At 72.9% G+C, this 24,965-nt stretch carries 27 protein-coding genes; 11 read left to right on the top strand and 16 right to left on the bottom strand.

Annotation, left to right across the window (positions count from 1 at the left end; translation table 11 throughout):
* Positions 1-64 precede the first annotated feature (64 nt).
* The 5 genes from ACIBBA_RS01960 to ACIBBA_RS01940 all read left to right on the top strand — a co-directional run bounded on the left by ACIBBA_RS01960 (position 65) and on the right by ACIBBA_RS01940 (position 3,311).
* On the top strand, positions 65-622 hold the full coding sequence (locus tag ACIBBA_RS01960) for a helix-turn-helix domain-containing protein (protein WP_396692834.1): 558 nt from the start codon (positions 65-67) through the stop codon (positions 620-622).
* The gene (locus ACIBBA_RS01955; protein ID WP_396692832.1) at positions 619-1,293 is read left to right on the top strand and encodes a hypothetical protein; all 675 of its coding nucleotides are present in this window, start codon (positions 619-621) and stop codon (positions 1,291-1,293) included. The genes ACIBBA_RS01960 and ACIBBA_RS01955 overlap by 4 nt, the downstream gene beginning before the upstream one ends.
* Positions 1,294-1,363: 70 nt before the next feature.
* On the top strand, positions 1,364-1,678 hold the full coding sequence (locus ACIBBA_RS01950) for a DUF2516 family protein (RefSeq protein ID WP_350875768.1): 315 nt from the start codon (positions 1,364-1,366) through the stop codon (positions 1,676-1,678).
* A complete protein-coding gene (locus ACIBBA_RS01945) occupies positions 1,675-2,562 on the top strand; it encodes an alpha/beta fold hydrolase (RefSeq protein WP_396692830.1) in 888 nt (295 codons plus the stop codon). The genes ACIBBA_RS01950 and ACIBBA_RS01945 overlap by 4 nt, the downstream gene beginning before the upstream one ends.
* Positions 2,563-2,573: 11 nt before the next feature.
* Complete coding sequence (locus ACIBBA_RS01940) at positions 2,574-3,311, top strand: alanyl-tRNA editing protein (protein WP_396692828.1); 738 nt, start codon at positions 2,574-2,576, stop codon at positions 3,309-3,311.
* A 39-nt stretch (positions 3,312-3,350) separates the two neighbouring features.
* Here the strand turns inward: ACIBBA_RS01940 and ACIBBA_RS01935 are convergent, their stop codons facing one another.
* Positions 3,351-4,046 (bottom strand): DNA polymerase beta superfamily protein, encoded by a 696-nt coding sequence (locus ACIBBA_RS01935; RefSeq protein ID WP_396693413.1) that lies wholly within the window; start codon positions 4,044-4,046, stop codon positions 3,351-3,353.
* A 77-nt stretch (positions 4,047-4,123) separates the two neighbouring features.
* On the opposite strand from ACIBBA_RS01935, the gene ACIBBA_RS01930 reads away from it, so the two are divergent.
* Positions 4,124-5,038, top strand: a complete 915-nt coding sequence (locus ACIBBA_RS01930; RefSeq protein ID WP_396692826.1) for an SDR family oxidoreductase — start codon at positions 4,124-4,126, stop codon at positions 5,036-5,038.
* Here ACIBBA_RS01930 and ACIBBA_RS01925 read toward each other — a convergent pair.
* The 5 genes from ACIBBA_RS01925 to ACIBBA_RS01905 are packed head-to-tail and all read right to left on the bottom strand — an operon-like array spanning position 5,029 to position 9,631.
* Positions 5,029-6,036, bottom strand: a complete 1,008-nt coding sequence (locus ACIBBA_RS01925) for a helix-turn-helix transcriptional regulator (RefSeq protein WP_396692825.1) — start codon at positions 6,034-6,036, stop codon at positions 5,029-5,031. The genes ACIBBA_RS01930 and ACIBBA_RS01925 overlap by 10 nt on opposite strands.
* Positions 6,037-6,054: 18 nt before the next feature.
* Positions 6,055-6,696, bottom strand: coding sequence for a response regulator (locus tag ACIBBA_RS01920; protein WP_396692823.1), 642 nt, complete (start codon positions 6,694-6,696; stop codon positions 6,055-6,057).
* On the bottom strand, positions 6,693-7,964 hold the full coding sequence (locus ACIBBA_RS01915) for a sensor histidine kinase (RefSeq protein ID WP_396692821.1): 1,272 nt from the start codon (positions 7,962-7,964) through the stop codon (positions 6,693-6,695). Before ACIBBA_RS01915 ends, ACIBBA_RS01920 begins: the two co-directional genes overlap by 4 nt.
* Before the next feature lie 10 nt (positions 7,965-7,974).
* Positions 7,975-8,709 carry an ABC transporter permease gene (locus ACIBBA_RS01910; protein WP_396692819.1) on the bottom strand — a complete coding sequence of 245 codons (735 nt, stop codon included), beginning with the start codon at positions 8,707-8,709 and terminating at the stop codon, positions 7,975-7,977.
* Between the two features lie 13 nt (positions 8,710-8,722).
* Positions 8,723-9,631 carry an ABC transporter ATP-binding protein gene (locus ACIBBA_RS01905; protein ID WP_396692817.1) on the bottom strand — a complete coding sequence of 303 codons (909 nt, stop codon included), beginning with the start codon at positions 9,629-9,631 and terminating at the stop codon, positions 8,723-8,725.
* A gap of 125 nt (positions 9,632-9,756) precedes the next feature.
* Here ACIBBA_RS01905 and ACIBBA_RS01900 point away from each other — a divergent pair, with 125 nt between their 5' ends.
* Positions 9,757-10,608: an EI24 domain-containing protein gene (locus tag ACIBBA_RS01900; RefSeq protein ID WP_396692815.1), complete on the top strand. Its 852-nt coding sequence runs from the start codon at positions 9,757-9,759 to the stop codon at positions 10,606-10,608.
* Between the two features lies 1 nt (position 10,609).
* Entirely contained in the window at positions 10,610-11,122 is a 513-nt protein-coding gene (locus tag ACIBBA_RS01895; protein ID WP_396692813.1) for an O-acetyl-ADP-ribose deacetylase, read from the top strand.
* 24 nt (positions 11,123-11,146) lie between these two features.
* Here ACIBBA_RS01895 and ACIBBA_RS01890 read toward each other — a convergent pair whose 3' ends face one another.
* Entirely contained in the window at positions 11,147-12,052 is a 906-nt protein-coding gene (locus ACIBBA_RS01890; protein ID WP_396692811.1) for a GNAT family N-acetyltransferase, read from the bottom strand.
* Positions 12,045-12,455 (bottom strand): RidA family protein, encoded by a 411-nt coding sequence (locus ACIBBA_RS01885; protein ID WP_396692809.1) that lies wholly within the window; start codon positions 12,453-12,455, stop codon positions 12,045-12,047. Before ACIBBA_RS01885 ends, ACIBBA_RS01890 begins: the two co-directional genes overlap by 8 nt.
* A 207-nt stretch (positions 12,456-12,662) precedes the next feature.
* Here ACIBBA_RS01885 and ACIBBA_RS01880 point away from each other — a divergent pair, with 207 nt between their 5' ends.
* Positions 12,663-13,745, top strand: a complete 1,083-nt coding sequence (locus ACIBBA_RS01880) for a hypothetical protein (RefSeq protein WP_396692807.1) — start codon at positions 12,663-12,665, stop codon at positions 13,743-13,745.
* Positions 13,746-13,870: 125 nt separating this feature from the next.
* Here the strand turns inward: ACIBBA_RS01880 and ACIBBA_RS01875 are convergent, their stop codons facing one another.
* From ACIBBA_RS01875 to ACIBBA_RS01850, 6 genes are all read right to left on the bottom strand, one after another.
* Complete coding sequence (locus ACIBBA_RS01875; protein WP_396692805.1) at positions 13,871-14,878, bottom strand: LacI family DNA-binding transcriptional regulator; 1,008 nt, start codon at positions 14,876-14,878, stop codon at positions 13,871-13,873.
* 16 nt (positions 14,879-14,894) lie between these two features.
* The gene (locus ACIBBA_RS01870; RefSeq protein ID WP_396692803.1) at positions 14,895-16,280 is read right to left on the bottom strand and encodes a GH1 family beta-glucosidase; all 1,386 of its coding nucleotides are present in this window, start codon (positions 16,278-16,280) and stop codon (positions 14,895-14,897) included.
* Positions 16,277-17,110 carry a carbohydrate ABC transporter permease gene (locus ACIBBA_RS01865; RefSeq protein ID WP_350875740.1) on the bottom strand — a complete coding sequence of 278 codons (834 nt, stop codon included), beginning with the start codon at positions 17,108-17,110 and terminating at the stop codon, positions 16,277-16,279. The genes ACIBBA_RS01870 and ACIBBA_RS01865 overlap by 4 nt, the downstream gene beginning before the upstream one ends.
* Complete coding sequence (locus tag ACIBBA_RS01860) at positions 17,107-18,108, bottom strand: carbohydrate ABC transporter permease (RefSeq protein WP_396692801.1); 1,002 nt, start codon at positions 18,106-18,108, stop codon at positions 17,107-17,109. Before ACIBBA_RS01860 ends, ACIBBA_RS01865 begins: the two co-directional genes overlap by 4 nt.
* Positions 18,109-18,178: 70 nt before the next feature.
* Positions 18,179-19,483: an ABC transporter substrate-binding protein gene (locus ACIBBA_RS01855; protein WP_396692799.1), complete on the bottom strand. Its 1,305-nt coding sequence runs from the start codon at positions 19,481-19,483 to the stop codon at positions 18,179-18,181.
* A gap of 201 nt (positions 19,484-19,684) precedes the next feature.
* On the bottom strand, positions 19,685-20,446 hold the full coding sequence (locus ACIBBA_RS01850) for a maleylpyruvate isomerase family mycothiol-dependent enzyme (protein WP_396692797.1): 762 nt from the start codon (positions 20,444-20,446) through the stop codon (positions 19,685-19,687).
* A gap of 70 nt (positions 20,447-20,516) precedes the next feature.
* Between ACIBBA_RS01850 and ACIBBA_RS01845 the strand changes: the two genes are divergently transcribed.
* On the top strand, positions 20,517-21,608 hold the full coding sequence (locus ACIBBA_RS01845; protein WP_396692795.1) for a UDP-N-acetylmuramate dehydrogenase: 1,092 nt from the start codon (positions 20,517-20,519) through the stop codon (positions 21,606-21,608).
* Between the two features lie 226 nt (positions 21,609-21,834).
* Here the strand turns inward: ACIBBA_RS01845 and ACIBBA_RS01840 are convergent, their stop codons facing one another.
* Positions 21,835-22,632, bottom strand: coding sequence for a class I SAM-dependent methyltransferase (locus tag ACIBBA_RS01840; protein ID WP_396692793.1), 798 nt, complete (start codon positions 22,630-22,632; stop codon positions 21,835-21,837).
* 7 nt (positions 22,633-22,639) lie between these two features.
* Positions 22,640-23,407: an SDR family oxidoreductase gene (locus tag ACIBBA_RS01835; protein ID WP_396692791.1), complete on the bottom strand. Its 768-nt coding sequence runs from the start codon at positions 23,405-23,407 to the stop codon at positions 22,640-22,642.
* A 190-nt stretch (positions 23,408-23,597) separates the two neighbouring features.
* On the opposite strand from ACIBBA_RS01835, the gene mshA reads away from it, so the two are divergent.
* Positions 23,598-24,962 (top strand): D-inositol-3-phosphate glycosyltransferase, encoded by a 1,365-nt coding sequence (mshA, locus tag ACIBBA_RS01830; RefSeq protein WP_396692789.1) that lies wholly within the window; start codon positions 23,598-23,600, stop codon positions 24,960-24,962.
* The last annotated feature ends 3 nt before the right edge of the window (positions 24,963-24,965 follow it).

The following is a 24,965-nucleotide window of genomic DNA, read 5'->3' as shown; positions in this document are numbered from 1 at the left end:
ACGTCGCTAACTCTGGCTAGCAAAACGCTTGCAACAGCTAGCAGGGCGGGCTACCGTCGGTCGCATGGCCACTGGTAAGGACCTTCCCGACATCGGCGGGTTCATTCGCGACCTGCGGCGGAACGCGAAGATTTCGCTGCGCCAGCTCGCCGAGCAGGCCGGGGTCAGCAACCCGTACCTCAGCCAGATCGAGCGCGGCCTGCGCAAGCCGAGCGCCGAGGTGCTCCAGCAGCTCGCCAGCGCGCTGCGGGTCTCCACGCCGGCCATGTACCTGCGGGCCGGGCTGCTGGACGACAAGGAGGGTCAGGGGGTGCTCGCGGCGATCGCCGTGGACCCCGACCTGACCATGGCGCAGAAGCAGTCCCTGAGCCAGATCTACGAGACCTTCCGCCGGGAGAACGCCCGGCTCGACACCCCGGACGAGTCGGCGGGCCTGGTGAACCCGGCCGCCACCGGACCGACCACACCGGACGGCACGCCGACCGAGGCGGTCCTCGAATCGGTCGCCGTCACCGAGGCCGGTCCGGCGCCCGCCCCGCCGAGCACCACCACCCCCGTGAAGAAGGCCGCCGGTCCGGCGGCCCCGAAGGCCGCCGACGCGGCCGAGGAGGAGACGTCATGACCCAGCCGAAGACCAACCGCATCCCGGCCCCCCTCTACGCCGCCGCCGGCGCCGGCGAACTGGCGTTCCAGCAGCTGCGCAAGCTGCCCACCGTGGTCAGCGACCTCGGCACCAGGGTCGTCGCCGAGCTCGGCGGCAAGGCCGTGGTCACCGGGGTCGAGCTGCGCGAGAAGGCCACCGCGACGCTGCGTACCGCCAACGAGACGGCCGACAGCCTGCGGGAGCGCGGTGTCCCGACCGACCTGACCAAGCTCCGTGAGGCGGCCGACCTGGCCAAGCTCCGCGAGGCCGCCGACCTTGACAAGCTGCGCGCCGCGGCCACCCGCAACGCTGCCGTGGTGTTCGCCGGCGCCCAGGTCGCTCAGGAGCGGGCGCTGGCCGCGTACGGCGCGCTCGTCGCCCGCGGGGAGCGAGTCGTCGGCGCCGGTGTCCTCGAGGCCGCCGACACCGTGAACGCCGACATCGAGGCGACCGAGGCCGAGCCGGTCGCGAAGCCGGCCCCGACCGCCAAGGCCGAGGTGCCGACCCCGGCCGAGGTTGCCGAGGTGGTGCAGGCCAAGCCGGCCGCCGCGAAGAAGGCCACCCGGACCGTCAAGGCCACCAAGCCGGCCGCCACCCCGTCGGCGAAGCTGCCCCGGGCCACCAAGCGGACCCGCCCGGCCGCCGAGTAAACAGTTCCACTGGCGACCCCGGAGGCGTCCTGTCGGACGTATCCGGGGTCGCCGACATAAGCTTGCCGTCATGGCCAACGCCGCGCCGATCTTCGCCTTCGAAGTCCGCTACGTGATCGAGCTGGTTCTGCTCGTCTTCGCGCTGATCATCCAAGGCGTCGCGCTGGTGCACGCCATCACCCAGCGATCCGACGCCTTCGCCGCCATCGGCACCCTGCCCAAGGGCGGCTGGATCGCCATCCTGGCGGTCTGCCTGGTACTGACCCTGCTCGGCTTCGGCCCGATCAGCCTCTTCGGACTGATCGGTATCGCCGCCGCTCTCATCTACCTGCTCGACGTCCGGGTCGGGCTGCGCGACCTGAGCGACGGCAAAGGCTTCTGGTGAGAAGTTTTCGCTGGCCGCCTCCGCCGGACGGCGGGCCGCGCACCTGGGGCCCCGGCCCGGGCGGGCCGCGGACCGGCCGGCCGGCACTGCCCGAACCGGAGACCGAGCTGGTCACCACGCCGCACGGGGTACGCCTGGAGCGGCTGGTCACCGGCGCCGGTGACCCGGTCACCGTCTTCGCGCACGGGCTGGGCAACGGCATCGCCACGACCCGGCCGTTCGGCAGCGGAGTGGCCGGTCGAAAGCTCTTCTTCCAGTTCCGCGGGCACGGCCGCTCCGACGCGCCACCCGGGCCGTGGAGCTACCCCGACCTGGCCCGCGACCTGCGGGCGATCGCCGACCTGGGCGGTGCCACCCGGGCGTTCGGCGCCAGCCTCGGCGCCGGCGCGCTCTGCCGGCTGCTGGTGGAGAGCCCGGACCGCTTCGAGCGGATGGTCTTCTTCCTGCCCGCGGTGCTCGACCGACCGCGCGGCGAGGTGGCCCGGCAGCGGTTGACCGCGTTGCTGGAGGCGGTGGAGAGCGGCGACGCGTCGGCGGTCGCGGAGGTCGTCGCCGTCGAGCTGCCGGCCGCCGTGCGTAACACCCCGGCCGGCTGGGCCTACCTGCGGCAGCGCCTGGACCAGTTGCTCCGCGACGGGCTCGCCCCCGGGCTCGCCGGCCTGCCGGAGCAGGTCGCGCTGCCGGACGTCGGCGCGCTGGGCGCGGTCACCGCCCCGGCGCTGGTGATCGGCTGTGCCGGCGACGACCTGCACCCGGTCGAGGTCGCCGAGCAGCTCGCCGCCGCGTTGCCGGCGGCCACCCTGCACGTGTACGACCGGCCCGGCGTGCTCTGGTCGGAACGCGCCGATCTGCGGGCGCGGATCTCCGGCTTCCTCAACGAGTAACGTGCCCTGACATGGGCGTCACACACCACGGCCGGACGCACCGGCTGGACCTCGCCGATCCGAGCCTGCGCGAGTGGGAGTGCACGGTGCTGCACGCCGACCCGGAGCAGGGCATCGTGCTGGACCGCTCGGCCTTCTACCCCGGCGGTGGCGGGCAGCCACCCGACCACGGGGTGCTGCTCTGGCAGGGCGTGCAGACCCGCATCGTCGGTACCCGCAAGGGCGACGACCTCTGGCTGATCCCCGCCGAGGGTGACCCGGTGCCACCGGCCGGCACCGCGGTGACCGGCGCGGTCGAGGACGAGCGGCGCACCTGGTTGATGCGCACCCACTCCGGGCTGCACGTGCTCTGCGGCGTGGTGTTCCGCGACTTCGGCGCGCTGGTCACCGGCGGCAACATGGAGCCGGGCGAGGCCCGGATGGACTTCAACCTCCCCGAGGTGCCGCCCGATTTCAAGACCCGGATCGAAGAGCTGGTCAACGTCGAGGTGGCCGCCGACCGGGCGGTCGCGGTCCGGGTGCTGCCCCGGTCGGAGGCGCTGGCGCTGCCGGACATCATCCGTACCCAGTCCAACCTGATCCCGCCGACGGAGCAGGAGGTGCGGATCGTCGACATCGTGGGGCTGGACGTGCAGGCCGACGGCGGCACCCACGTCGCCTCCACCGCGCAGATCGGCAAGGTGCAGGTGGTCAAGGTGGAGAGCAAGGGCCGGGCCAACCGCCGGGTCCGCGTCCGACTGCTGGACTGACCGACCCGCGAGGAGCTGAGCAAGGCGCCGGTGGGCAGGTCAGCGGGGGGTCAGCTCCGCGGGCAGATGAGCGGCCCGGACGTCAAGCAGCCAACGCTCCACCGTCGCCTCGTCCGGTCGGTCCGGCAGCGGAGTGCGGATCCGGTCGAAGTCCTGCTCGGCCTCGGCCAGCAGGGCGCGCGCCTCGGCCAGCTCGCCGCCGGCCACCCGGTCGCCGAACCCGCGGAACCACTCCGGGTCGGCGAGCCGGATCTCCAGCACGCCGGTGGCGTAGAGGAGCCGGCCCTGGTGCACCAGTCGGGCGAGGTGCCGGGCGTGTTTCGCGGTACGACGTCGGGTGTCGGCGGAGAAGCTCCCGTCGGCGCGCGACTCCAGCTTGCGGAACTGCTGTCCCGCGTACCCGAGGTAGGCGTCGCGGACCCGGGGCGCGCTGAGGAAGGCCGACCGGATGGCAATCAGGCGTTCGCCGAACTCGGTGCGGGTCTCGTAGCAGTCGTCGGGCAGCCAGGCCAGCTCGGTGGCGGTCGGGTTGCCGCTCAGCGCCAGGCGGCACCACTTGGCGGCCTCGTGCAGCGTCACGTCCGGGTCGGTGGTGACCACCGACTCGCGGGGCGGGCGCAGGCCGTGCAGGGCGACCGTCGGCACGGCGAAGACGCCGATCCGGTCGGTGTCCGAGCCCGGGCCGGCCAGCCCGTACGCGACCGAGCCGACGACGCCGGAGAGCAGCAGGTGCATGCCGGCGAGCATGACGGACGACACCCGATCCGAAAACTGGACTTCGGCTGTCAGGTATCGGTGACAGCCTCGGACCCATGACGAAACCGCTGACAGGAAAGGTCGCGCTGGTCGCCGGGGCGACCCGGGGCGCGGGCCGGCAGATCGCCGTCCAGCTCGGCGCGGCCGGGGCCACCGTCTACGCCACCGGCCGCAGCAGCCGGGCCGGCCGCTCGGAGATGGACCGGCCGGAGACCATCGAGGAGACCGCCGAGCTGGTCACCGCGGCCGGCGGCACGGGCATCGCCGTCGTGGTGGACCATCTGGTCGCCGAGCAGGTCCGGGACCTGGTCGCCCGGATCGACGCCGAGCAGGGTCGCCTCGACGTGCTGGTGAACGACATCTGGGGCGGCGATCCGCTGATCACCTGGGAGAAGCCGGTCTGGGAGCAACCGCTGGACGCCGGCTTCCGGACCCTGCGGCTGGCCATCGACACACACATCATCACCAGCCACTTCGCGCTGCCCCTGCTCATCCGCCGGCCCGGCGGTCTGGTGGTGGAGATCGGCGACGGCACGAAGGCGTACAACGACCAGACGTACCGGCTCTCGGTCTTCTACGACCTGGCCAAGGTCTCGGTCAACCGGCTCGGGTTCATCTGGGCGCACGAGCTGGCGCCGCACGGTGGCACGTCGGTCGCACTCACCCCTGGCTGGCTGCGATCGGAGGCGATGCTCGAGCACTTCGGGGTCACCGAGGAGAACTGGCGTGCCGGCGCGGCGAAGGAACCGCACTTCGTCATGTCGGAGACGCCGGCCTTCGTCGGTCGCGCGGTCGCGGCCCTCGCCGCCGACCCGGACCGGGCCCGCTGGCACGGCCAGTCCGTGGACAGCGGCGGGCTGTCCCAGGTGTACGGCTTCACCGACCTCGACGGCACCCGACCCGAGTGGGCGCGCTATCACGACGAGGTGGTCGCGGTCGGCAAGGCGGCCGACGACACCGGTTACCGCTGATCCGGCGGGCCGGGGTCGGCCGGGCCCGGGTCGGCGTAGAGCCGGCCCATCCGCTCGGCGGCCCCGGCCATCAGCTCCCGCAGCTCGGGCGGGTCGAGCACCTCCACCTCCGGGCCGAGCGAGAGCAGTTGGTGGTATGCCACCTGCACGGACTCGACGGGCAGGCGCAGCACCAGCCGGCCCTGCCCGTCGGGCCCCTCGGCGGCGGCCACCGCCTCCTCGTACACGAAGGGGGCGTCCACCAGGTGCCGGAGCTGACGCAGCCCGGCGGGCCCGAGCCGGACGGTGACCTGGTCGCGCAGCATGGTGCGCAGGAACGCCCCGGCCTGCTCCCGCCAGTACCGGGCCAGGTCGAAGCCTTCGTCCCGGTCGAAGCCCTCGGTGCTCACCTCGACCCCGGTCACCCGGTCCACCCGGTAGGTGCGCGCGTCGTCGCCGATCCGGCCGACCAGATACCAGACCCCGCTCTTGAGCACGAGCCCGTACGGCCGGACCGTGCGGTCGACCTCGCGGTCGCCCCGCCGGTAGCGCAGCTCGACCACCCGGTCCCGCCAGACCGCGCCGGCCAGCTCGCTGAGCCACGGCGGCGGCCCGGCCTCCCGGAACCAGCCGGGCACGTCCAGGTGGAACCGCTGACCGGCGCGGGCCGGCGCGTCCCGCAGCGCGGGCGGCAGGGCGGCCAGCACCTTCAGCTCGGCGGCGGCGAGTGCGTCGGTCAGCCCCATGTCGCCGGCCGGCCCGGGCAGCCCGGCGAGGAAGAGCGCCTCCGCCTCGTCCCGGGTCAGCCCGGTCAGCCGGGTCCGGTAGCCGCCGAGCAGCCGGTAGCCGCCGGCCCGCCCCCGGTCGGCGTAGACCGGCACCCCGGCGGCGGAGAGCGCGAGCACGTCCCGGTAGACGGTCCGCTCGGAGACTTCCAGCTCCCGGGCCAGCTCGGCCGCGGTCATCGTCTCCCGAGACTGGAGGAGCAGCACCAACGAGATCAACCGGGACGCCCGCACCGGTCCATCCTGCCCCGGTCACCGCCCGCCGGGGGTGAGCAGGCCCCGGTCGTACGCGGCGGCCACCGCCGCGGCCCGGTCGTTGACCCCGAGCTTGGCGTACACGTGCAGCAGGTGCGTCTTGACGGTTGCCTCGCTGATGAAGAGCCGGGCGGCGGTCTCCCGGTTCGAAGAGCCGCGGGCCACCAGGGTGAGCACCTCCAGCTCGCGCTGGCTGAGCGGCTCCTCGGCCGGCGAACGCAGCCGCCCCATCAGCCGGCCGGCCACGCTCGGCGAGAGCACCGACTCGCCCCGGGCGGCGGCCCGCACCGCCCGGACCAGCTCCTCACGGGGTGCGTCCTTGAGCAGGTAACCGGTGGCGCCGGCCTCGATCGCCGGCAGCACGTCGGCGTCGGTGTCGTAGGTGGTCAGCACCAGCACCCGGGACATGCTGCCGGAGCGGGCCAGCCGGCCGATGGCGGTCACCCCGTCCATCCCGGGCATCCGCAGGTCCATCAGCACCACGTCCGGGCGGAGCGCGGCGGCGAGGGCCAGCGCCTCGGCCCCGTCCGCGGCCTCACCGACCACCTCGAACCCGGGGTCGCCGGTGAACATGCCGCGCAGCCCGTCCCGGACCACCGGATGGTCGTCGACGATCAGCAGCCGTACGGGGTCGGTCAACCGGCACCTCCGGGGAGCGCGGGGACGGTCGCCGAGACGGCGGTGCCGAAACCGGGCTCGGACTCGACGGCCAACTCGCCGCCGACTCGGGTCACCCGCTGCCGCATCGCGGTCAGCCCGAAGCCGCCGTCCGGTTCCCGGGACGTCGGCCGGTCGGTGACGTCGAAGCCCGTCCCGTCGTCGCGGACGTCGAGGGTGACCACGTCCGTCATGTACGACAGGGTCAGCCCGACCCGGGAGGCCTTGGCGTGCCGGGCCACGTTGGCCAGCGCCTCCTGGGCGGCCCGCAGCAGGGTGACCTCGACCTCCGGGTGCAGTGGGCGGGGCGTGCCGGTGGTGCTGACCTCGGCGGGTACCTGATGCAGGGCCGACCAGCGTCCGCCCAGCTCGGCGAGGGCGTCCGGCAGCCGGGCGGTCTCCAGCGATTCCGGGCGGACCGCCCGCACCGAACGGCGGGCCTCGGTGAGGCTCTCCCGGGCCAGGGCCAGCGCGTTGTCCACGTGCCGACGCCAGTCGTCCGAGCGGTCCCGGGTCTGCTCGGCCGCCTCGAGCTGGGTGATGATGCCGGTCAGGCCCTGGGCCAGGGTGTCGTGGATCTCCCGCGCCATCCGCTGCCGCTCGTCCAGCACGCCCGCCTCCCGGGCCTGGGTGAGCAGTTGGGCGTGCAGCCCGACGTTCTCCCGGGCCGTGTCGGCGAGCCTCCGGTTCGCCTCGGCCAACTCCTCCACCAGCAGCTTGCGGTTGGCGTTCTGCCGCTCGGTGACCGTGCCGAACCAGCTCACCGCGCCGGCGGCCCCGGCGTTGAACAGCACCAGCACCGACCAGAGCAGCCAGTGCGACGCCGAGGTGGGTGGGCCGGCGCTCTGCGCGGTGGCGACCAGCACGCCGGTCACGGCCACTCCGGCGAACCGCCACCGGCCGGGGAGCAGGAGGAACGCGTGCACGAAACCGACCCAGGCGAAGAAGCCGTACCACGGGCTGGCCACCACCAGCACGGCGCTGGAGATGAGCAGTCCGACGTAGTAGACCGCCATCAGCGCCTGCCGGTGGATCCACTGCGGGTGCAGGGTGATGAACCAGGCGACCCAGCAGCCGGCCGCCACGGCGACGGCCAGGGTCGGCGGGAACGGCAGGCTGCCCGGGGCCGGCGCGAAGCGTGCCAGCACCGTCCCGACGAGCAGCCCGAGGTAGGGCACGACCCGGTAGAGGCTCGCCTCGCGCGCCTCCCACACGGCCAGCCGGTCGACCTGTTCCGCGGTGCTGGTCATCGGTCTTCGCTCACTCCCAGCGGAAGAGTTTCGCGGCGGTCGCACCGGCGGCCACCGCGACCACCGCCATTATCGCCAGGTGCAGCGGGCGCGGCGGGGTGCCGGTCCAGGCGTCGAGCAGCGCCTGCACCCCGGGTGGCGTGTAGTCCCCGATCCGGGCGAGGAAGTCCGGGAGCAGGAACCGGGGCAGGTAGACCCCGCCGAAGAACATCGTGACCAGGAACAGCGGCACCGCCAGGGCCTGGGCGGCCTTGGAAGTCCGGGCGACCGCGGCGATCAGCAGGCCCAGCGCCAGCAGGGCCGCCGTGCCCAGGACGAAGGCCACGCTGAAGCCGAGAGGGTGCCGGGGCAGCGGCACCCCGAAGGCCAGCCGGGCGACCAGGATGACCAGCAGCGCGCTGACCAGGATGCCGGCCAGCGCCAGCACCAGCTGGGCCGCGAGCAGCGCCCCCGGGCTCGCCGGCGTGGTCGCCAGCCGGCGCAGCACGCCCCGTTCCCGGTAGGTGGCGAGCACGGCGGGCAGGACGTTCACCGCGACCATCGCCAGCGTGACCACCAGCAGCGACGGGGCGAAGTAGCTGACGAAAGTCTGCCCGTCGAAGTTCGGGTCCGGTTTCCGCAGTGCGGGGATCAGTCCGAGCACCACCAGGATCAGGGTGGGCAGCCCGACGGTGGTCAGCAGCGTCGGCAGGTCCCGCAGGTAGAGCCGCGTCTCGATCCGCAGGATCTGACGGAAGGCGTGCATGCTGGCTTCCTCTTCAGTCGGCGGGGCGGTGCCCGGTCAGCTCGACGAAGGCATCGTCGAGGGTGGACTGTTCCAGCCGCAGGTCGGCGGCGACGATCTGGTTGCGGGCAAGCACCGAGGTGACCGCGTGCAGCAGGTCGCCGGTGCCGGTCACCAGCACCTGACTGCCGGTACGGGTGACGGCTCTCACCTCGGCCAGGTCGGTCAGCAGCGCGTCGTCCAGCGGCGTGGCCGGCCGGAACCGGACCCGCTGCTCCGGGACCACCGTGGACACCAGGCCGGCGGGGCTGTCCAGCGCGACGACCCGGCCGCGGTCGATCACCGCGACGCGGTCGCAGAGCCGCTCGGCCTCCTCCATGAAGTGGGTGACCAGCACGATCGTCACGCCGGTGTCCCGGACCCGTTCGATGAGGCCCCAGGTCTCCCGCCGGGCCTGCGGATCCAGCCCGGTGGTCAGCTCGTCCAGGATGGCGATCTTCGGGTTGCCGACCAGGGCCAGCGCGATGGAGAGCCGCTGCTTCTGACCACCGGAGAGCTTCTTGTACGGGGTGTTCCGCTTCTCGCCCAGGCCCAGCTCGTCCATCAGCCGGGCCGGGTCGGCCGGGTCGCGGTAGAACGACGCGTAGAGCTCCAGCGCCTCGGCGACCCGGAGCCGGTCGGGCAGCTGACTCTCCTGCAGCTGCACCCCGACCAGCTGGCGCAGCCGGGTCGCGTCCCGGCGGGGGTCGAGCCCGAGGACCGACACCCCGCCCCCGTCAGGGACGCGGAGTCCGGCGACACACTCCACGGTGGTGGTCTTGCCGGCGCCGTTCGGGCCGAGCACCCCGAAGATCTCCCCGGTCGCCACCGTGAACGACACGTCGTCCACGGCCACCAGGTCGCCGTACCGCTTGTGCAGACTGGTCACCTCGATGACCGCCATCGCGCCGCCTTTCGCCGTCGTAGCCGTACCTCTTCAGCGTGGCGGCGGCGGGCCGGCGGAGGATCGACCGGCCGTTGGTGATCTCCAGCGGCCGCGGTTGACCCCGGCGATCCACCAACCGGTTGATGTGCCGGGGGCAACTAGGCTCTTCGATCGTGGACGTCAGCAGCATCGCCCGCCCGGTCACCGGGGCCCTCGGTCGCTTCCTCGCCGGAGCGGGACTGCTCCTGCGCGGCCTCGGTCTCTACGTGCGCAGCCCCGGCCTGATGCTGCTCGGCGTCGTGCCGGCGCTGATCTCCGGCGCGCTCTTCCTCGGCGCGCTCGCCGCCCTGGTGTGGTTCGTGGACGACCTGGCGGCGCTGGTGACCCCGTTCGCCGACGACTGGTCGACCACCCGGCGCAGCGTGGTCCGGGTGATCGCCGGGCTGGCCTTCCTGGGGCTCGGTGGGCTGCTCGGCGTGCTCACCTTCACCGCGGTCACCCTGGTGATCGGGGACCCGTTCTACGAGAAGATCTCCGAGCGGGTGGAGGAGCGGTACGGCGGCACGCCCGGCGCGGTCGACGTGCCGTTCTGGTCGTCGCTCCGCCGCAGCATGGCCGACTCGGTACGCCTGGTGGCGCTCACCGCCCTGGTCGGCATCCCGCTCTTCGTCGCCGGTTTCATTCCGGTGGTCGGCCAGACGGTGGTCCCGGTGATCGGGGCCGCGGTGGGCGGCTGGTTCCTCGCCGTCGAGCTGGTCGGCGCGCCCTTTTACCGGCGCGGGATGCGACTGCCGCAGCGCCGCGCGCTGCTGAAGGCGGACCGGCCGACCGCGCTCGGCTTCGGGGTGGCGGTCTTCCTCTGCTTCCTGATCCCGCTGGGCGCCGTACTGATCATGCCGGCCGCGGTGGCCGGCGCGACCCTGCTGGCCCGGCGGTCGCTCGGCCAGCCGATCGAGGACCGGCGGTCGTCCGGCGAGCCGGTCGAGGAGCGGTGACGTGGAGATCAGCCTGGTCGAGGGGGACATCACCACCCAGCGGGTGGACGCGATCGTGAACGCCGCGAACTCCTCGCTGCTCGGCGGTGGCGGGGTGGACGGCGCGATCCACCGCAGGGGTGGGCCGGCCATCCTGGCCGATTGCCGGGCGCTACGTGCGTCCCGGTACGGCCGCGGCCTGCCGACCGGGCAGGCGGTGGCCACCACGGCGGGCGACCTGCCGGCCCGCTGGGTGATCCACACCGTCGGGCCGGTCTGGTCCGCCACCGAGGACCGCGCGGAGCTGCTGCGCGACTGCTACGCGAACAGCCTGCGAGTGGCCGACGAGCTGGCGGCGGCGACGGTGGCCTTCCCGCTCGTCTCCGCCGGCATCTACGGCTGGCCGGTGGACGACGCCGTCCGGCAGGCGCTGACGGTGCTGCGGGCCGCCGCGCCGGCCACCGTCACGCAGGCCCGGCTGGTGCTCTTCGGCGCCGAAACCCACCGGATCGCCGAGCAGGTGCTCGCCGGCTGACGGCGGGTGCTGACCGGAGTCAACTCAGGTCAGGTCGGCGAGGCAGGACCACTGGGCGGCCACCGGCCGGTAGCCGAGCCGGGCGTTGATCGCCAGCATCGGCGCGTTCGCCTCGTCGTTCGAGGTGTACGCCATCCGCACCCCACCGGCGGCGGCCCGGTGCAGGGCCGCCTGTTTGGCCAGCTGGGCGAGGCCACGCCCGCGGTGCTCGGGCAGGGTGCCGGTGTAGTCCGACCACATCCGGTCGCCGTCCCGCTTGACCACACTGAACGCCACCAGTTCGCCGTCCACCTCGACGGCCGTGCTGGCCGCCTTGTCCAGGCCGAGGTTCTGCCAGACGTCGTACTGCCAGACCTCGTAGCTGATCGCGTCGGAGGCCACGTCGCCCGGTTCGTCGGCGGCCGTGGCGATCTCGGCCCGGTACATCCGGTGCGGGTCCACCTCGCCCAGCGGCAGCAGCCGTACGCCCGGGGGCGCCGTCGGCATCGGCGGCGCGGGACGCAGGTCGAGCGCCGAGTAGCGCAGTTCCCGGCTGGGCGTGAAGCCGTGCCGGCGGGCGAAGGGCAGCGCCTCCGGTTGCGCCCAGGTGCGGACCCGGCGTACCCCGAGGTGGCGCAGGTGGCCCAGCGCCTCGCCCAGCAGCGCCTCGCCGACCCCCTGGCGCCGCTGCTCCGGGTCGACGTGCAGCAGCGAGAGTTCGCCGAAATCGGCCTCGGACGTCCGGATGTTGCGGTACGCCGACACCCAGCCCACCACTCGGTCGCCGACTTCGGCGACGAACGCCGCCCACTCCTCGCCGGGCGGGGGCTCGGCGATCATCAGCCGGGTCGACGCCACCCCGCGCACCAGGTACGGGTGGACCAGCGTGCGCAGCGCGACCACGCCGGGTGCGTCGTCGGGAGTGGCGGTCCGGATCCGAAAGTCAGCCATTGCGCACCGCCGCGACCGCCTCGACCTCGACCAGCTGGTCGGGGTAGCCGAGCACGGCCACCCCGAGCAGGGTGCTGGGTGGTTCGTGGTCGCCGAACGCGTCCCGGACCACCTGCCAGACCGTGACCAGGTCCGCCTGCCGTGACGACGCCACATAGACGGTGGTCTTGACCACGTCGGTGAGCCGTGCGCCGGCCGCCGCGAGGGCGGTCTCCAGGTTGGCCATCACCTGTCGGGCCTGGGCGGCGTGGTCGCCCGGGGCGACGGTGGCGCCGTCGGCGTCCAGCGGGCAGGCGCCAGCGGTGAAGACGAGCCGGGCTGGCGGCTCGACGGTGGCCGCGTAGGCGTACTCGGCGGTATCGGAGAGCGCGGGGACGGGGATCAGGCTCGCGGGGGTCGGCACCGCCCGACGCTAGCCCGGGCGCGACAGCCGTTCGACCGATTTACGGCCGCCGCGGGGCCGAAGGGTGGGGGCCGGCGACGGACGGGCCATGGTTCCCATCGAGGGCCAAAATCCGTAAAAGCTACATGTTCTGCACGAAGCGGATTATTTTTCATTTTTGGTACGAACGTGAGATAGCAGGTGTGTCTTCAAGATCATGGGGGAATCGTGAGAGCAGAACTTGTCAGGCTGATAGCTACCGGGGCGACCGCCGGTTCGTTTCTGGTCGGCGCGGCGGGCGCCGCCCAGGCCCAGCCGGTCGAGCCATCCGCACTGGGCACGATCGACGTCAGCCCCGGCTACGTGCCCACCGCCGCGGTCGGCTCCATCCAGGACTGTGACCTCAACCTCGGGGGCGGGCCGTTCCCCGACGAGGACGTCTGGGTCTTCGACCTGTTGCGCATGTCGACTGCGGGCCAGTTCGTCACCGTGACGGGCACGTGGAGCGGCCCGAACGAAGGCACGGTGACCCGGACCATGCCGGCCGACGGCGGGGCCATCGTCAACGACCAGGGCAGCAGCAAAGCGTGGATCCGGCTGCCCGCCGGGTGGACGCTGACCGACGCCAGCGCGGTGATAACGGGGGAGGCCGCCGTCTCGATGCACATCCGTACGTGTGCGGCCAGCACCCAGCCGACGACCGCGCCGTCGCCGGTCGCGCCGTCGGCGGAAGCGCCGGCACCCGTCGTGCCGACCGCCGTGCCGTCGCCGGTCGTGCCGTCGGCGGAGGCTTCGTCGCCGGTCGTGCCGCTGCCGGTCGACCCGGCGGTGGAGATTCCGTCGAGTGCCGTGCCGTCGCCGGAGGCGCCAGCACCCGTCGTGCCGACCGCCGTGCCGTCGCCGGTCGTGCCGTCGGCGGTCGCGCCGTCGCCGGTCGTACCGTCGGCGGAGGCCCCGTCGACCGCTGTGCCGTCGCCGGTCGTACCGTCGGCGGAGGCCCCGTCGACCGCTGTGCCGTCGCCGGTCGTACCGTCGGCGGAGGCCCCGTCGGCCGCTGTGCCGTCGCCGGTCGCGCCGTCGACCGCCGTGCCGCTGCCGGTCGACCCGGCGGCGGGGGTCCCGACCACCGTCGAGCCGTCGGCCGAGGCCACGTCCACCACCTCGCCCTCGGTCGCTCCGAGCGAGAGCAAACTGCCGCTCACCGGCATGTCCGCGGGAAGCCTGATCCCGATGGGGATCGTCGGCCTCGGCACGGTTGCGCTCGGCGCCGCGCTCATCGCTGTACGCCGTCGGCGTGACGCGGAGGTCTGACGGACCGGGGCTACCGGAAGCCAGAGCGACCGCCCTGTAGTGGGGGCCCTCCTCGCTGAGGAGGGCCCCCGCCCGTGCCGGAAGGTGGCGGAGGGCCGCGCTGGAGTCGGGCGTCGGCTCGTCGGTTACGCGGAGTCGCGCAGGATCAGCTCAGTGGGGAGCATCATGGCCGGCTCGATCGTCCCGCCGGCCGCCAGCCGGAGCAGCTGCCGGGTCATCTGCCGGCCGATTTCCTGGATCGGCTGCCGGACGGTGGTCAGCGGCGGCTCGGTGTAGGCCGCGGTCTCGATGTCGTCGAAGCCGATCACCGCGACGTCCTGGGGCACCCGCCGGCCAGCCTCGCGCAGCGTACGCAGCGCCGCGTGCGCCATCAGGTCGGAGGCGGCGAAGACCGCGTCCAGGTCGGGGTCGGCGGCGAGCAGTTCGCGCATCGCCGCCGCCCCGGACTCCCGGGTGAAGTCGCCGGTTGCCACCCGCTCCGGCAGCCCGGCCGCCGCCATCGCCTGCCGGTAGCCGGCGAGCCGCTCGATGCCGGCCACCATGTCCTGCGGGCCGGCGATGGTGGCGATCCGCCGCCGGCCGGTGTCGATCAGGTGCTGTACCGCCGCGGTGACCCCGCCGACGTGGTCGACGTCCACGTACGGCACCGGGACGTCGCCGAGCGGGCGACCGCTGCACACCACGGGGATGCCGAGCCGGGCGAGCGTGCCGGGCAGTGGGTCGGCGCCGTGCAGCGAGGCGAAGAGCACCCCGTCGACGTGCCGCCCGGTGGTGTAGCGCTCCACCCGGGCGTGCCCGGCCGGGGAGCCGGCCAGCATCAGCACCAGCTGCTTGTCGGCCGCCTCCAGCTCCTGGCTGACCCCCCGGATGATGCCGGGGAAGACCTGGTCGTCGGAGAAGACCCGGGTGGCCGCCTCGGGCATGACCAGGGCGACCGAGTCGGTCCGCTGGGTCACCAGGCTGCGGGCTGCCAGGTTCGGCACGTAGCCCAGTTCGGCCACCGCCCGCTGGACCGCCTCCCGGATCGGTTCGGCCACCGTGGTGGAGCCGTTCACCACCCGCGAAACGGTGGCCCGGGACACCCCGGCCCGCCGGGCCACCTCTTCGAGCGTCGGCCGTTGCGCCGTCGTCATCGCCGCCAACCCCCCGTCACAGCCCGTTCCGGGAGATCACCTCCTGGTACCACCGGGCGCTGGACTTCGGTGTGCGACGCTGGCTCAGGTAGTCGACGTGCACGATCCCGAACCGTTTGCGGTAGCCCTCAGCCCACTCGAAGTTGTCCAGGAACGACCATACGAGATAACCGCGGAGATCCACGCCCCGGGAGATCGCCTCGTGCGCCGCGCGCAGGTGACCGTCGAGGTAGGCGATCCGGTCGGTGTCGGCGACCTGGCCCGGGCCGTCGGTCGGGTCGGTGCCGGGCTTGTCCGGGTACGCCGCGCCGTTCTCGGTGATCAGCAGCGGCACGCCCGGGTAGTCGGTGGCGATCCGCTCCAGCAGCCGGGTCAGCCCGGCCGGCTCCACCATCCAGCCCATCTCGGTGAGCGGCCCGACCGGCGGCAGGAACTCCACCGCGCCGTCGGTGCCCGGGTACGTGCCACCGCCGCCGCCGGCGCCGTCCGGCCGACCGGCGACGTAGGTCGGCTGGTAGTAGTTGATGCCGAGCAGGTCGATCGGGGCGGCGATCAGCTTCTCGTCGCCGTCGCGGATGAAGGTCGGCTCGACGATCCGGCTCAGGTGCTCCAGCACGTCCTCCGGGTAGCCGCCGGCCAGCAGCGGATCCAGGAAGATCCGGTTGTGCAGCCCGTCGACCAGGCGTACCGCTGCGGCGTCGGCGGCGCTGGCCTCGTCCGCGGGGCGTATGTCGGCCGGATTGAGGGTGATCCCGACGGTGCGCGCGCCGGCCGCGCGCAGCGCCCGGGCCGCCAGGCCGTGCCCGAGCAGCAGGTGGTGTACGGCCGTGAAGGCGGCAGCCGGGTCCTGCTCGCCGGGGGCGTGCACACCGCTGCCGTATCCGAGGTACGCCGAGCACCACGGCTCGTTGAGCGTGGTCCAGACGTCCACCCGGTCGCCCAGGCGCGCGTACATCGCGGTGGCGTACGTGGCGAAGTGTTCGGCGGTCTCCCGGTTGGTCCAGCCACCCCGGTCACCCAGGGTCTGCGGCAGGTCCCAGTGGTAGAGCGTCACGATCGGGTCGATCCCCCGGTCGAGCAGGGCGTCCACCAGCCGGTCGTAGAAGTCCAGCCCGCGCGGGTTGACCGGGCCGGTGCCGTCGGGCTGGATCCGGGGCCAGGCCACCGAGAAGCGGTACGCCCGCAGCCCCAGCTCGGCCATCAGCGCCACGTCGTCGGCGTACCGGTGGTAGTGGTCGCAGGCGACGTCCCCGGTGTGCCCCTGATACACCTTCCCCGGGGTGCGGCTGAAGGTGTCCCAGATGGACGGGCCCCGACCGTCGTCGCGGGTCGCGCCCTCGATCTGGTACGCGGCGGTGGCGGCGCCCCAGAGGAAGTTCTCGGGAAATCGGAGTTCAGTCACGCCTTGACCGCACCTTCCATGATCCCGCCGATGATCTGGCGGCCGAACAGGACGAAGACCAGCAGCAGCGGCAGCGTCGCGAGGGCCGTCCCGGTGAAGACCTGCGACATGTCCTGGTAGTACCCGTCCGAGAGCGCCCGCAGGGAGAGCTGAACGGTCGGGTTCTCCGGGTCGTTCAGCACAGCGTACGGCCAGAGGAAGTCGTTCCAGGTGGTCATGAAGGTGAGCAGCCCGAGCACGGCGGCGGCCGGGCGAAGCGCCGGCACCACCACGTTCCACCAGATCCGGGCGGTGCCGCAGCCGTCCATCCGGGCCGCCTCGATCAGCTCGTCGCTGACCGCCTGGCCCGCGTACTGCCGCATCATGAACACCCCGAACCCGGTGACCAGCGCGGGGACGATCACGGCCGGCAGCCGGTCGTTCCAGTTCAGCTTGGTCATCAGGAGGTAGAGCGGAATGACGCCGAGCTGGGTCGGCACCATCATGGTCGCGATGATCACCAGCAACAGCGCGTTGCGGCCGCGGAAGCGCAGCTTGGCGAAGGCGAACCCGGCCAGGCTGGAGAAGAAGACCACCGAGACGGTGACGGTGGTCGCCACGATCGTCGAGTTGATCAGGCCGGTCAGGAAGTACGCGTCGGTGTTGTCGAAGAGCCGGGCGATGTTCGCGCCCAGGTTGCCGCCGGGGGTGACCGGTGGTGGCACCTGACCCATGGCGTCGCTGGAGCGGCTGGCCACCACGAACATCCAGTAGATCGGAAAGATCGACATGACCGCGGCGAGGATCAGGGCGCCGTACGTCAGCGGGCTCGCCCGCCAGAGGCGGCTCATCGCAGGCCCCGCTTCGTCGCTCGGGCGCCCGGCGTTCCGCCGAGCCGCCGGATGACCAGTACGTTGATCGCCGCGACGACGGCGATCAGGGCGAAGAGCAGCCAGGCGACCGCCGAGCCGTAGCCGAAGTTGTAGTGCGGCGCGAAGGCGTTCTCGAACATGTACATGGTCACCGTCTGTGATTCGCGCAGTGGTCCGCCCCGGATCGGGTTGGTCCCGGAGTGGAAGAGCCGGGGCTCGGTGAAGAGCTGCAACCCGCCGATGGTGGAGATGATGACGCAGAAGATGATCGTCGGTTTCAGCAGCGGCACGGTGATCGACCAGAACTGCCGCGCCCGGTTCGCCCCGTCGATCGCCGCCGACTCGTAGAGGTCGCGTGGGATGGCCTGCATCGCGGCCAGGAAGATCAGCGCGTTGTAGCCGGTCCACCGCCAGTCGACCATGGCCGAGATGGCCACCCAGGAGGCGACCCGGTTGGACTTCCAGTCCACCGCGTCCAGCCCCACCACGTCGAGCAGCCAGTTGACCATGCCGAACTCGCGGCCGAAGAGCACTCCGAACACGATCGCCACCGCGGCGGTGGAGGTGACGTTGGGGATCAGCACCGCCATCCGCCAGCCGGTGCGGAACCGGAGCCGCCGGTTGAGCAGGTTGGCCAACCAGAGCGCGGCGAGCAGCTGCGGAACGGTCGAGATGACGAAGATGCCCAGGGTGTTGACCACCGCGTGCCAGAAGTCGGCATCGGCCAGCAGCCGGGTGTAGTTCTCCGCTCCGACGAACGGGTGGTCGCTGCCGAGCAGGTCCCAGTCGTGCAGCGAGACCCAGAGGGTGTAGCCCAGCGGGTACACCCCGAAGATCGCGAAGAGCAGGAAGAACGGCGCGATGTAGAGGTACGGCGAGTACCGCGTGTCGAGCCGGCTGAGCCGGCCTTCCCGCGACCGGTGCCGGGGGCCGGGCGCGGGCGCGGCCGGCGGGCGGGCGTCGAGCTGGACGGTCATGCCCGGGGACTCCTCTCCGCGGCGCGGGCGGGACTCCGGCGTCCGGAGCCCGCCCGCCCGCTGGCTCGGGCTACTTGTCGGCGGCCTTCTTCGCGTTGGTCACCGCGTCGGTCCAGCCCTGTTCGGGACTGCGCTGGCCCAGGTCGACGGTCCGCACCGCGTTCTCCACCTCGGTGCGCACGGCCTGGTTCTTGGGGCCCATGTAGACCGGCTTCAGGCTCTTCGCGCCGGCGGCGAAGATCTGCCCGACCGGTGCGCCGGACAGGTACGCGTTGGTCGCGTTCGCGATGGCCGGGTCGTCGAGTGCCTGCGGCGAGGAAGGCAGCGGGCCCTTGGCCTTGAACGCGCCGATCTGACCCTTGGCGCTGGTGAGGAACTTGGCCAGCTCGATCGCCTCGGCCCGGTGCTCGCTCTGCTTGGGCACGGCGAGGAACGATCCGCCCCAGTTACCGCCGTTGCCGGGCACCTTGGCGATGTCCCATTTGTCCTTGGCGGCCGGCCCGGAGTTGCCCTCGATGACCCCGGTCATCCAGGCGGGGCAGGCGATGGTGGCGAACTTCGACTGCTTGAACGCGGAGACCCACTCCTCCGACCAGGAGCCGTACTTGCCGGAGAGGCCGGAGTCGATGATGTCCACCGTGGTGTCGTAGGCCTGCTTCACCGCCGGGTTGCTGTCGACGACCAGGTTGTTGCTGGTGTCGTAGTAGCTGTAGCCCGAGGTGTTGCCGGCGGTCTGGAGCAGGATCGTGTTGAAGGTGTTGGTGGCCCCGTCCAGGAACGACGCCCCGGTGTTCGCGGCCTTGAACTTCTCGCCGGTGGCGATGTAGTCCTGCCAGGTCGGCCAGAGCTTGGACACCGCGTCACGCTCGGTCGGCAGGCCGGCCTTGGCGAAGAGATCCTTGCGGTAGCACATCGCGATGCCACCGACGTCGGTGCCGAGCCCGATCAACTGCTTGCCGTCGGCGGTCATTCCCTGGTTCCACTTCCACTCCAGGAAGTTGCCCTTGAGCTCTGCCGCGCCGTGGTCGAGCAGGTTGACGAAGTTGTCCGGGTTGGCCTTGTACTCGACCAGCAGCCCCTCCTCGATGGCGACGATGTCGCCGGCGCCCTTGCCGGCGGCGAGCCACTGGGTGAGCTTCGGCGAGTACTCGTCGAGGTTGCCGCCGGTGCCCCGCTCGACGATCTTCACGTCCGGGTGGGCGGCCATGTACTCCTGGTAGAGCTGTTCGTAGCCGAACTGGCCGAACACGTCCACGGTGAGCGCGATCGGGCCGTCCTCGGCGGTGTCGCCGCCGCCGCAGCCGGCGGTGACGACCAGGGCGGTGGTGGCGGCGAGGGCCACCGCCGCGAGGCGGCGGCGCGCAATGACACCCATCAGTATCGGACCCCTCTCAGGTCGGGTGGGTGGTGGTGGGTACAGATCCGAGAGAGCGCTCTCACGACAGGGTGGTGTGCGCTGCAACACATGTCAAGAGAGCGCTCTCAGTGATCCGTTCCGGAGCCCGAAGACGACAGCAGCGGCCATTCCGGTGGGAATGGCCGCTGCTGCGCGGAAAGCTGCCGGATCGGGCCCGGGTCAGCGGAGCCGGAGGCCGTCCAGCAGGGTGGGGTCGCCGGTGATGTCCAGGGTGTCGAAGCTGACCCGGCCCCAGAGCGCCAGCAGCAGGTCGCTGGCCGTGCCGGTGACCTGCGCCCGAGCGTGGTGGTCGTCGTGGTCGAGGATTGTGTCGGTGTCCAGCAGCGCCACCCCCTCGCCGCGCAGCCGCAGATACCAGGACTGCGCCGCGTCCACCGCGGCGAGCTGCACCACCCCGTGCCACTGCCCCTCGGCGCGCCGCCGGCCCGCCGGGAGCCAGGTGTCCAGCACCTCACTCACCCCGTCGGCCGCGAGCTTCGCCTCGATCGGCTCACCGGCGGCGATGGCAAGCTGGGCGTCCCAGCGGTGCACTGCGGTCTCGTGCGCCATCCGACGTGGCCAGAAGCCGGCCCGCTTCGGCTGCGGCGCCCAGTTCCACGCCGGGGCCTCCGGGTCGAGGCTCTCGAACAGGGTCATCAGCTGGTCGTATCCGCGCTGCCAGTACTCGAGCGGGGTGACGCCCGGGCCGGGCTCGACCGGCTCGGGGCGCTTGGCTGGGGCGGTCGTCGACCCGGAGCCGGCGAACGAGGACACCCAGTGGTAGCAGCTACCCAGGTGCAGGGTCAGGTCGGCGACGGTCCACCCAGGGCAGGAGAGCACCGGTGTCTCGGCCGGGGCCTCGGCCACCGCCGCAGCGAACGACGGGCCCTCCGCCCGGAGAGCGCCGATCCAGAAGTCCTTCGTGCCATGCAGTCTGCTCATCGCCATCCTCCCGGGGGTGACCCGGCCACCAGTGGGTGCCGCGGCTACCCCTCAGCCTAGGGTGAAAGGTGTGTCAGACGTCTACGCCCAGCCGACAACCGGAACCGACCCGGCCGACGTGAGTCTCCTGGCCAGCTACACCACCCTGCGGACGGGCGGACCGGCCGCCCGGATCGTGCCGGCGACCAGCGCCGACGAGATCGTACGGGCGGTCCGGGAGGCCGGCGGTCGGGACGAGCAGGTGCTGATCCTCGCCGGGGGCAGCAACGTGGTGATCGGCGACGCCGGATTCCCCGGCACGGTGGTGCTGGTCCGCTCCCGTGGGCTGCGGGTGGTCGCCGAGGACGCCGACACGGTGACCGTACGGGTCGAGGCCGGCGAACCGTGGGACGACCTGGTCGCCGCGACCGTGGCCAACGGCTGGTCCGGGTTGGAGTGCCTCTCCGGCATCCCGGGCTCCACCGGCGCCACCCCGATCCAGAACGTCGGCGCGTACGGCCAAGAGGTCGCCGAGACGATCACCGGCGTCGAGGTGCACGACCGGGTCGAGGGGACCACCGGCCGGATCGCCGCCGCGGACTGCGGCTTCGCCTACCGGGGCAGCATCTTCAAGTACAGCGACCGCTGGGTGGTGCTGTCGGTCGACTTCCGGCTGACCCGCTCGCCGCTCTCCGGCCCGCTGCGCTACGCCGAACTGGCCCGAGCGCTCGGCGTCGAGGTCGGCGACCGGGTGCCGCTGGCCGATGCCCGCGCGGCGGTGCTGCGACTGCGGGGCGGCAAGGGCATGGTGCTCGACCCGGCCGACCCGGACACCCGCTCGGTCGGCTCGTTCTTCACCAACCCGGTGCTGGACCGCGCGGCGTACGAGCTGCTCCGTGAGCGCGCCGCCGACCTGGGCGAGCCGCCGTCCTGGCCGGGTGCCGGCGACGTGGTCAAGGTGAGCGCCGCCTGGCTGATCGACAAGGCCGGCTTCGGCAAGGGCCACCCGGGTCCCGGTGGCGTCGCCATCTCCAGCAAGCACACGCTGGCGTTGACCAACCGCAGCGGCCGGGCCAGCACCGCCGACCTGGTCGCCCTGGCCCGCGAGATCCGTGACGGCGTGCACGCCCGCTTCGCCGTCACCCTCCACCCCGAACCCGTCCTAATCAACTGCACCATCTAACCCCCACCCCACCCTCCACCCCGCACCCCGCACCCCGCACCCCTCACCCCGCACCCCCCACCCCCTCACCCCCACCCCCGCGCTTCCCGCGCGGACCCCGCGCCGCACACCCCGCTCAGGCCCGCGTCGATCATGCAGTTGTGGTGGTTGACAAAAGCCTCGAAAGCCCGCGATCCCGGCACCACAAGTGCATGATCAACGGCGGCGGGGCGGGGTGGGGTGGGGGTTAGCGGGGGGTTACGGCGGGCCAGGGGAGCGTCAGTTCGCCCAGGCGCCAGCGGGCGGGGCGGTCCAGGAGGGGCCAGCCGGCGTCCTTGAGGGACTGGACGGCGTGCAGCCAGCGTTGGCGGGGGCCGAAGGTCGCGTAACCGGCTGCGGTCTGCCAGGCGTCGTCCAGGGCACGGATCAGGTCGTGCACCGGCTCACCGGGAACGTTGCGGTGGATCAGCGCCTTGGGCAGCCGCTCGGCCAGCTCGGCCGGGCTGGTCAGGGTGGCGAGCCGGGCGGCCAGAGTCAGTGAACGCGGCCCGTCGGCGTCGATCAGCAGCCAGCCGCCCAACCGGCCCAGCTCGTCGCAGGTGCCCTCCACCAGCACCCCGCCGGGGGCCAGCGCGGCCGTCATCGTCCGCCACGCCCCGGCCACCTCGCTCTCGTCGTACTGGCGGAGCACGTTGAGCGCGCGGACCAGCACCGGGCGCAGACCGGCCAGCTCGAACCCGCCCCGGGCGAAGGTGAGCCCCGGCGGGTCGGCGGCCGGCGCCGCGGCGGCCACCCGGGCCGGATCGATCTCCAGCCCGACCAGCCGGACGTCGGCGCGGACCCCGGTGGCGAGCCGGGCGCGCAACTCCACCGCGGTGACCGGGGTCGCCCCGTAGCCGAGGTCCACCACCAGCGGGTCGGCCGCGGCGCGGAGCAGGTCGCCGCAGCTGGCCACGATCCAGTTGTCCACCCGGCGGAGCCGGTTGGGGTTGGTGGTGCCCCGGGTGACCACGCCGTACGGCCGGCGCCGCGTCGGTCCGGTCATCCGGTCTTCACTGGCCGACCCGGTGCACCTTGTGCTGGGCGGCCTGCGCGAGCGGGCGGACCACCAGCCGGTCGACGTTGACGTGGTGCGGGCGGGTGGCGCACCAGGCGATGCAGTCAGCCACGTCCTCGGCGACCAGTGGCTCGGCCACCCCGGCGTAGACCGCCGCCGCCCGTTCGGTGTCGCCGTCGAAGCGGACCAGCCCGAACTCGTCGGTCTTCACCATCCCCGGGTCGATCTCGATCACCCGGACGGGCCGCCCGTTGAGCTCCAGCCGCAGCGTCCCGGCGATCGCGGTCTGCGCGTGCTTGGCCGCGGTGTAGCCACCGCCGCCCTCGTAGACGGTGAATCCGGCGGTGGACGAGACGATCACGATGGTGCCGGCCCCGGACGCCTCCAGCGCGGGCAGCAGGGCCTGGGTGACCCGCAGCGTGCCGAGCACGTTGACGTCGTACATCCACTGCCAGTCGCCGAGCGACCCGGACTCCACCGGGTCCAGCCCGCGCGCGCCGCCGGCGTTGTTCACGAGCAGGGTGACCGGCCCCGGCGCGGCCGCGGCCGCCTCGGCCAGCGCGGCGACCGACTCGTCCGAGGTGACGTCGCAGGCCACCGCGGTGGCCTGGCCACCCGCGGCGGTGATTTCCGTGACCAGGTCGGTGAGCCGGTCGGTGCGTCGGGCCGCGGCGAGCACGTGGAAACCCTCGGCGGCGAGCCGGCGAGCGGTGGCCGCGCCGATCCCGCTGGACGCTCCGGTGACGATGGCGACAGAGGTCATCCGGCCATTGTCACCCCCGCCCGTGCCGTCGATCCGGGCGGGCGGGTGGACGTCCACGATGAGGTCCGTCACGCCGGTCGGCCGCCGCGAGGCATTTCCGAAGCCCGATGGGGAAGATGTCAACCGGCGTAAAGGTTGACCGAAGCGCCGGTCGTGCCAGACGGCATCAACCGTGACAAAAGGAGCGGACGTGGCGGAACTGCACACCGGCGTGGGTCGTCAGCGAGGTGCCCGACCGTGGCCGCGGCCCCGACGGATCGCCACCCTGTCGGTGCACACCTCACCGCTGCACCAGCCCGGCACCGGCGACGCCGGCGGCATGAACGTCTACATCCTGGAGGTCGCCCGGCGGCTCGCCGAGGCGAACGTCGAGGTCGAGATCTTCACCCGGGCCACCTCGGGCGACCTGCCCCCGGTGGTCGAGATGGCCCCCGGCGTGCAGGTCCGGCACGTCACCTCCGGGCCACTCGAGGGGCTGACCAAGGAGGAGCTGCCGGGTCAGCTCTGCGCCTTCACCGCCGGGGTGCTCCGCGCCGAGGCGGCCCGCCCGCCCGGCCACTACGACCTGATCCACTCGCACTACTGGCTCTCCGGCCAGGTCGGCTGGCTGGCCAAGGAGCGATGGGGGGTGCCGCTGGTGCACACCGCCCACACGCTGGCCAAGGTGAAGAACGCCCAGCTCGCCGCTGGCGACCGGCCGGAGCCGAAGGCGCGGGTGATCGGCGAGGAGCAGGTGGTCGCCGAGGCCGACCGGCTGGTGGCCAACACCCGGGTCGAGGCCCGTGACCTGATCGAGCGGTACGCGGCCGACCAGGCCCGCGTCGCGGTCGTGCAGCCCGGCGTCGACCTGGACCGGTTCCGCCCGGCCGCCGGGGACCGGGCCGCCGCCACCGTGGCCGCCCGTCGCCGGCTGGGCCTGCCCGCCCGGGGGTACGTGGTGGCGTTCGTCGGCCGGATCCAGCCGTTGAAGGCGCCGGACGTGCTGGTGCGAGCGGTCGCCGCGCTTCGTGAGCGCGACCCGGCGCTGGCCGAGGAGCTGACCGTGGTGATCTGCGGTGGCCCGAGCGGCAGCGGGCTGGACCGGCCCACCGCCCTGATCGAGCTGGCTGCCTCGCTGGGTGTCGCCGACCGGGTGCGCTTCCTGCCGCCGCAGACCGGTGATGACCTGCCGGCGCTCTACCGGGCCGCCGACCTCGTCGCGGTGCCGTCGCACAACGAGTCGTTCGGCCTGGTCGCGCTGGAGGCCCAGGCGTGCGGTACGCCCGTGCTGGCCGCCGCCGTGGGCGGTCTGGTCACCGCGGTCCGCGACCAGGTGAGCGGCGTGCTGATCGACGGGCACGACCCGGTCGACTGGGCCCGTACGCTCGGCCAGTTGCTGCCGGACCGGCTGCGCCGCGCCACGCTGGGCCGGGGCGCCGAGCGGCACGCGCACAGCTTCTCCTGGGACCGCACGGTCGCCAGCCTGCTGAACGTGTACGGCGAGGCGATGGTCGGGCACCGGGAGCGTCTCGCCGCCGAACTCGCCGGCGACCCCGCCCTCTCCTGCTCGTGGTGACTC

Source organism: Micromonospora sp. NPDC051006, from assembly GCF_044456245.1.
Lineage (GTDB): Bacteria > Actinomycetota > Actinomycetes > Mycobacteriales > Micromonosporaceae > Micromonospora.
The sequence above is the reverse complement of the archived record's forward strand: the minus strand, read 5'-3'. Positions and strand labels throughout refer to the sequence as shown.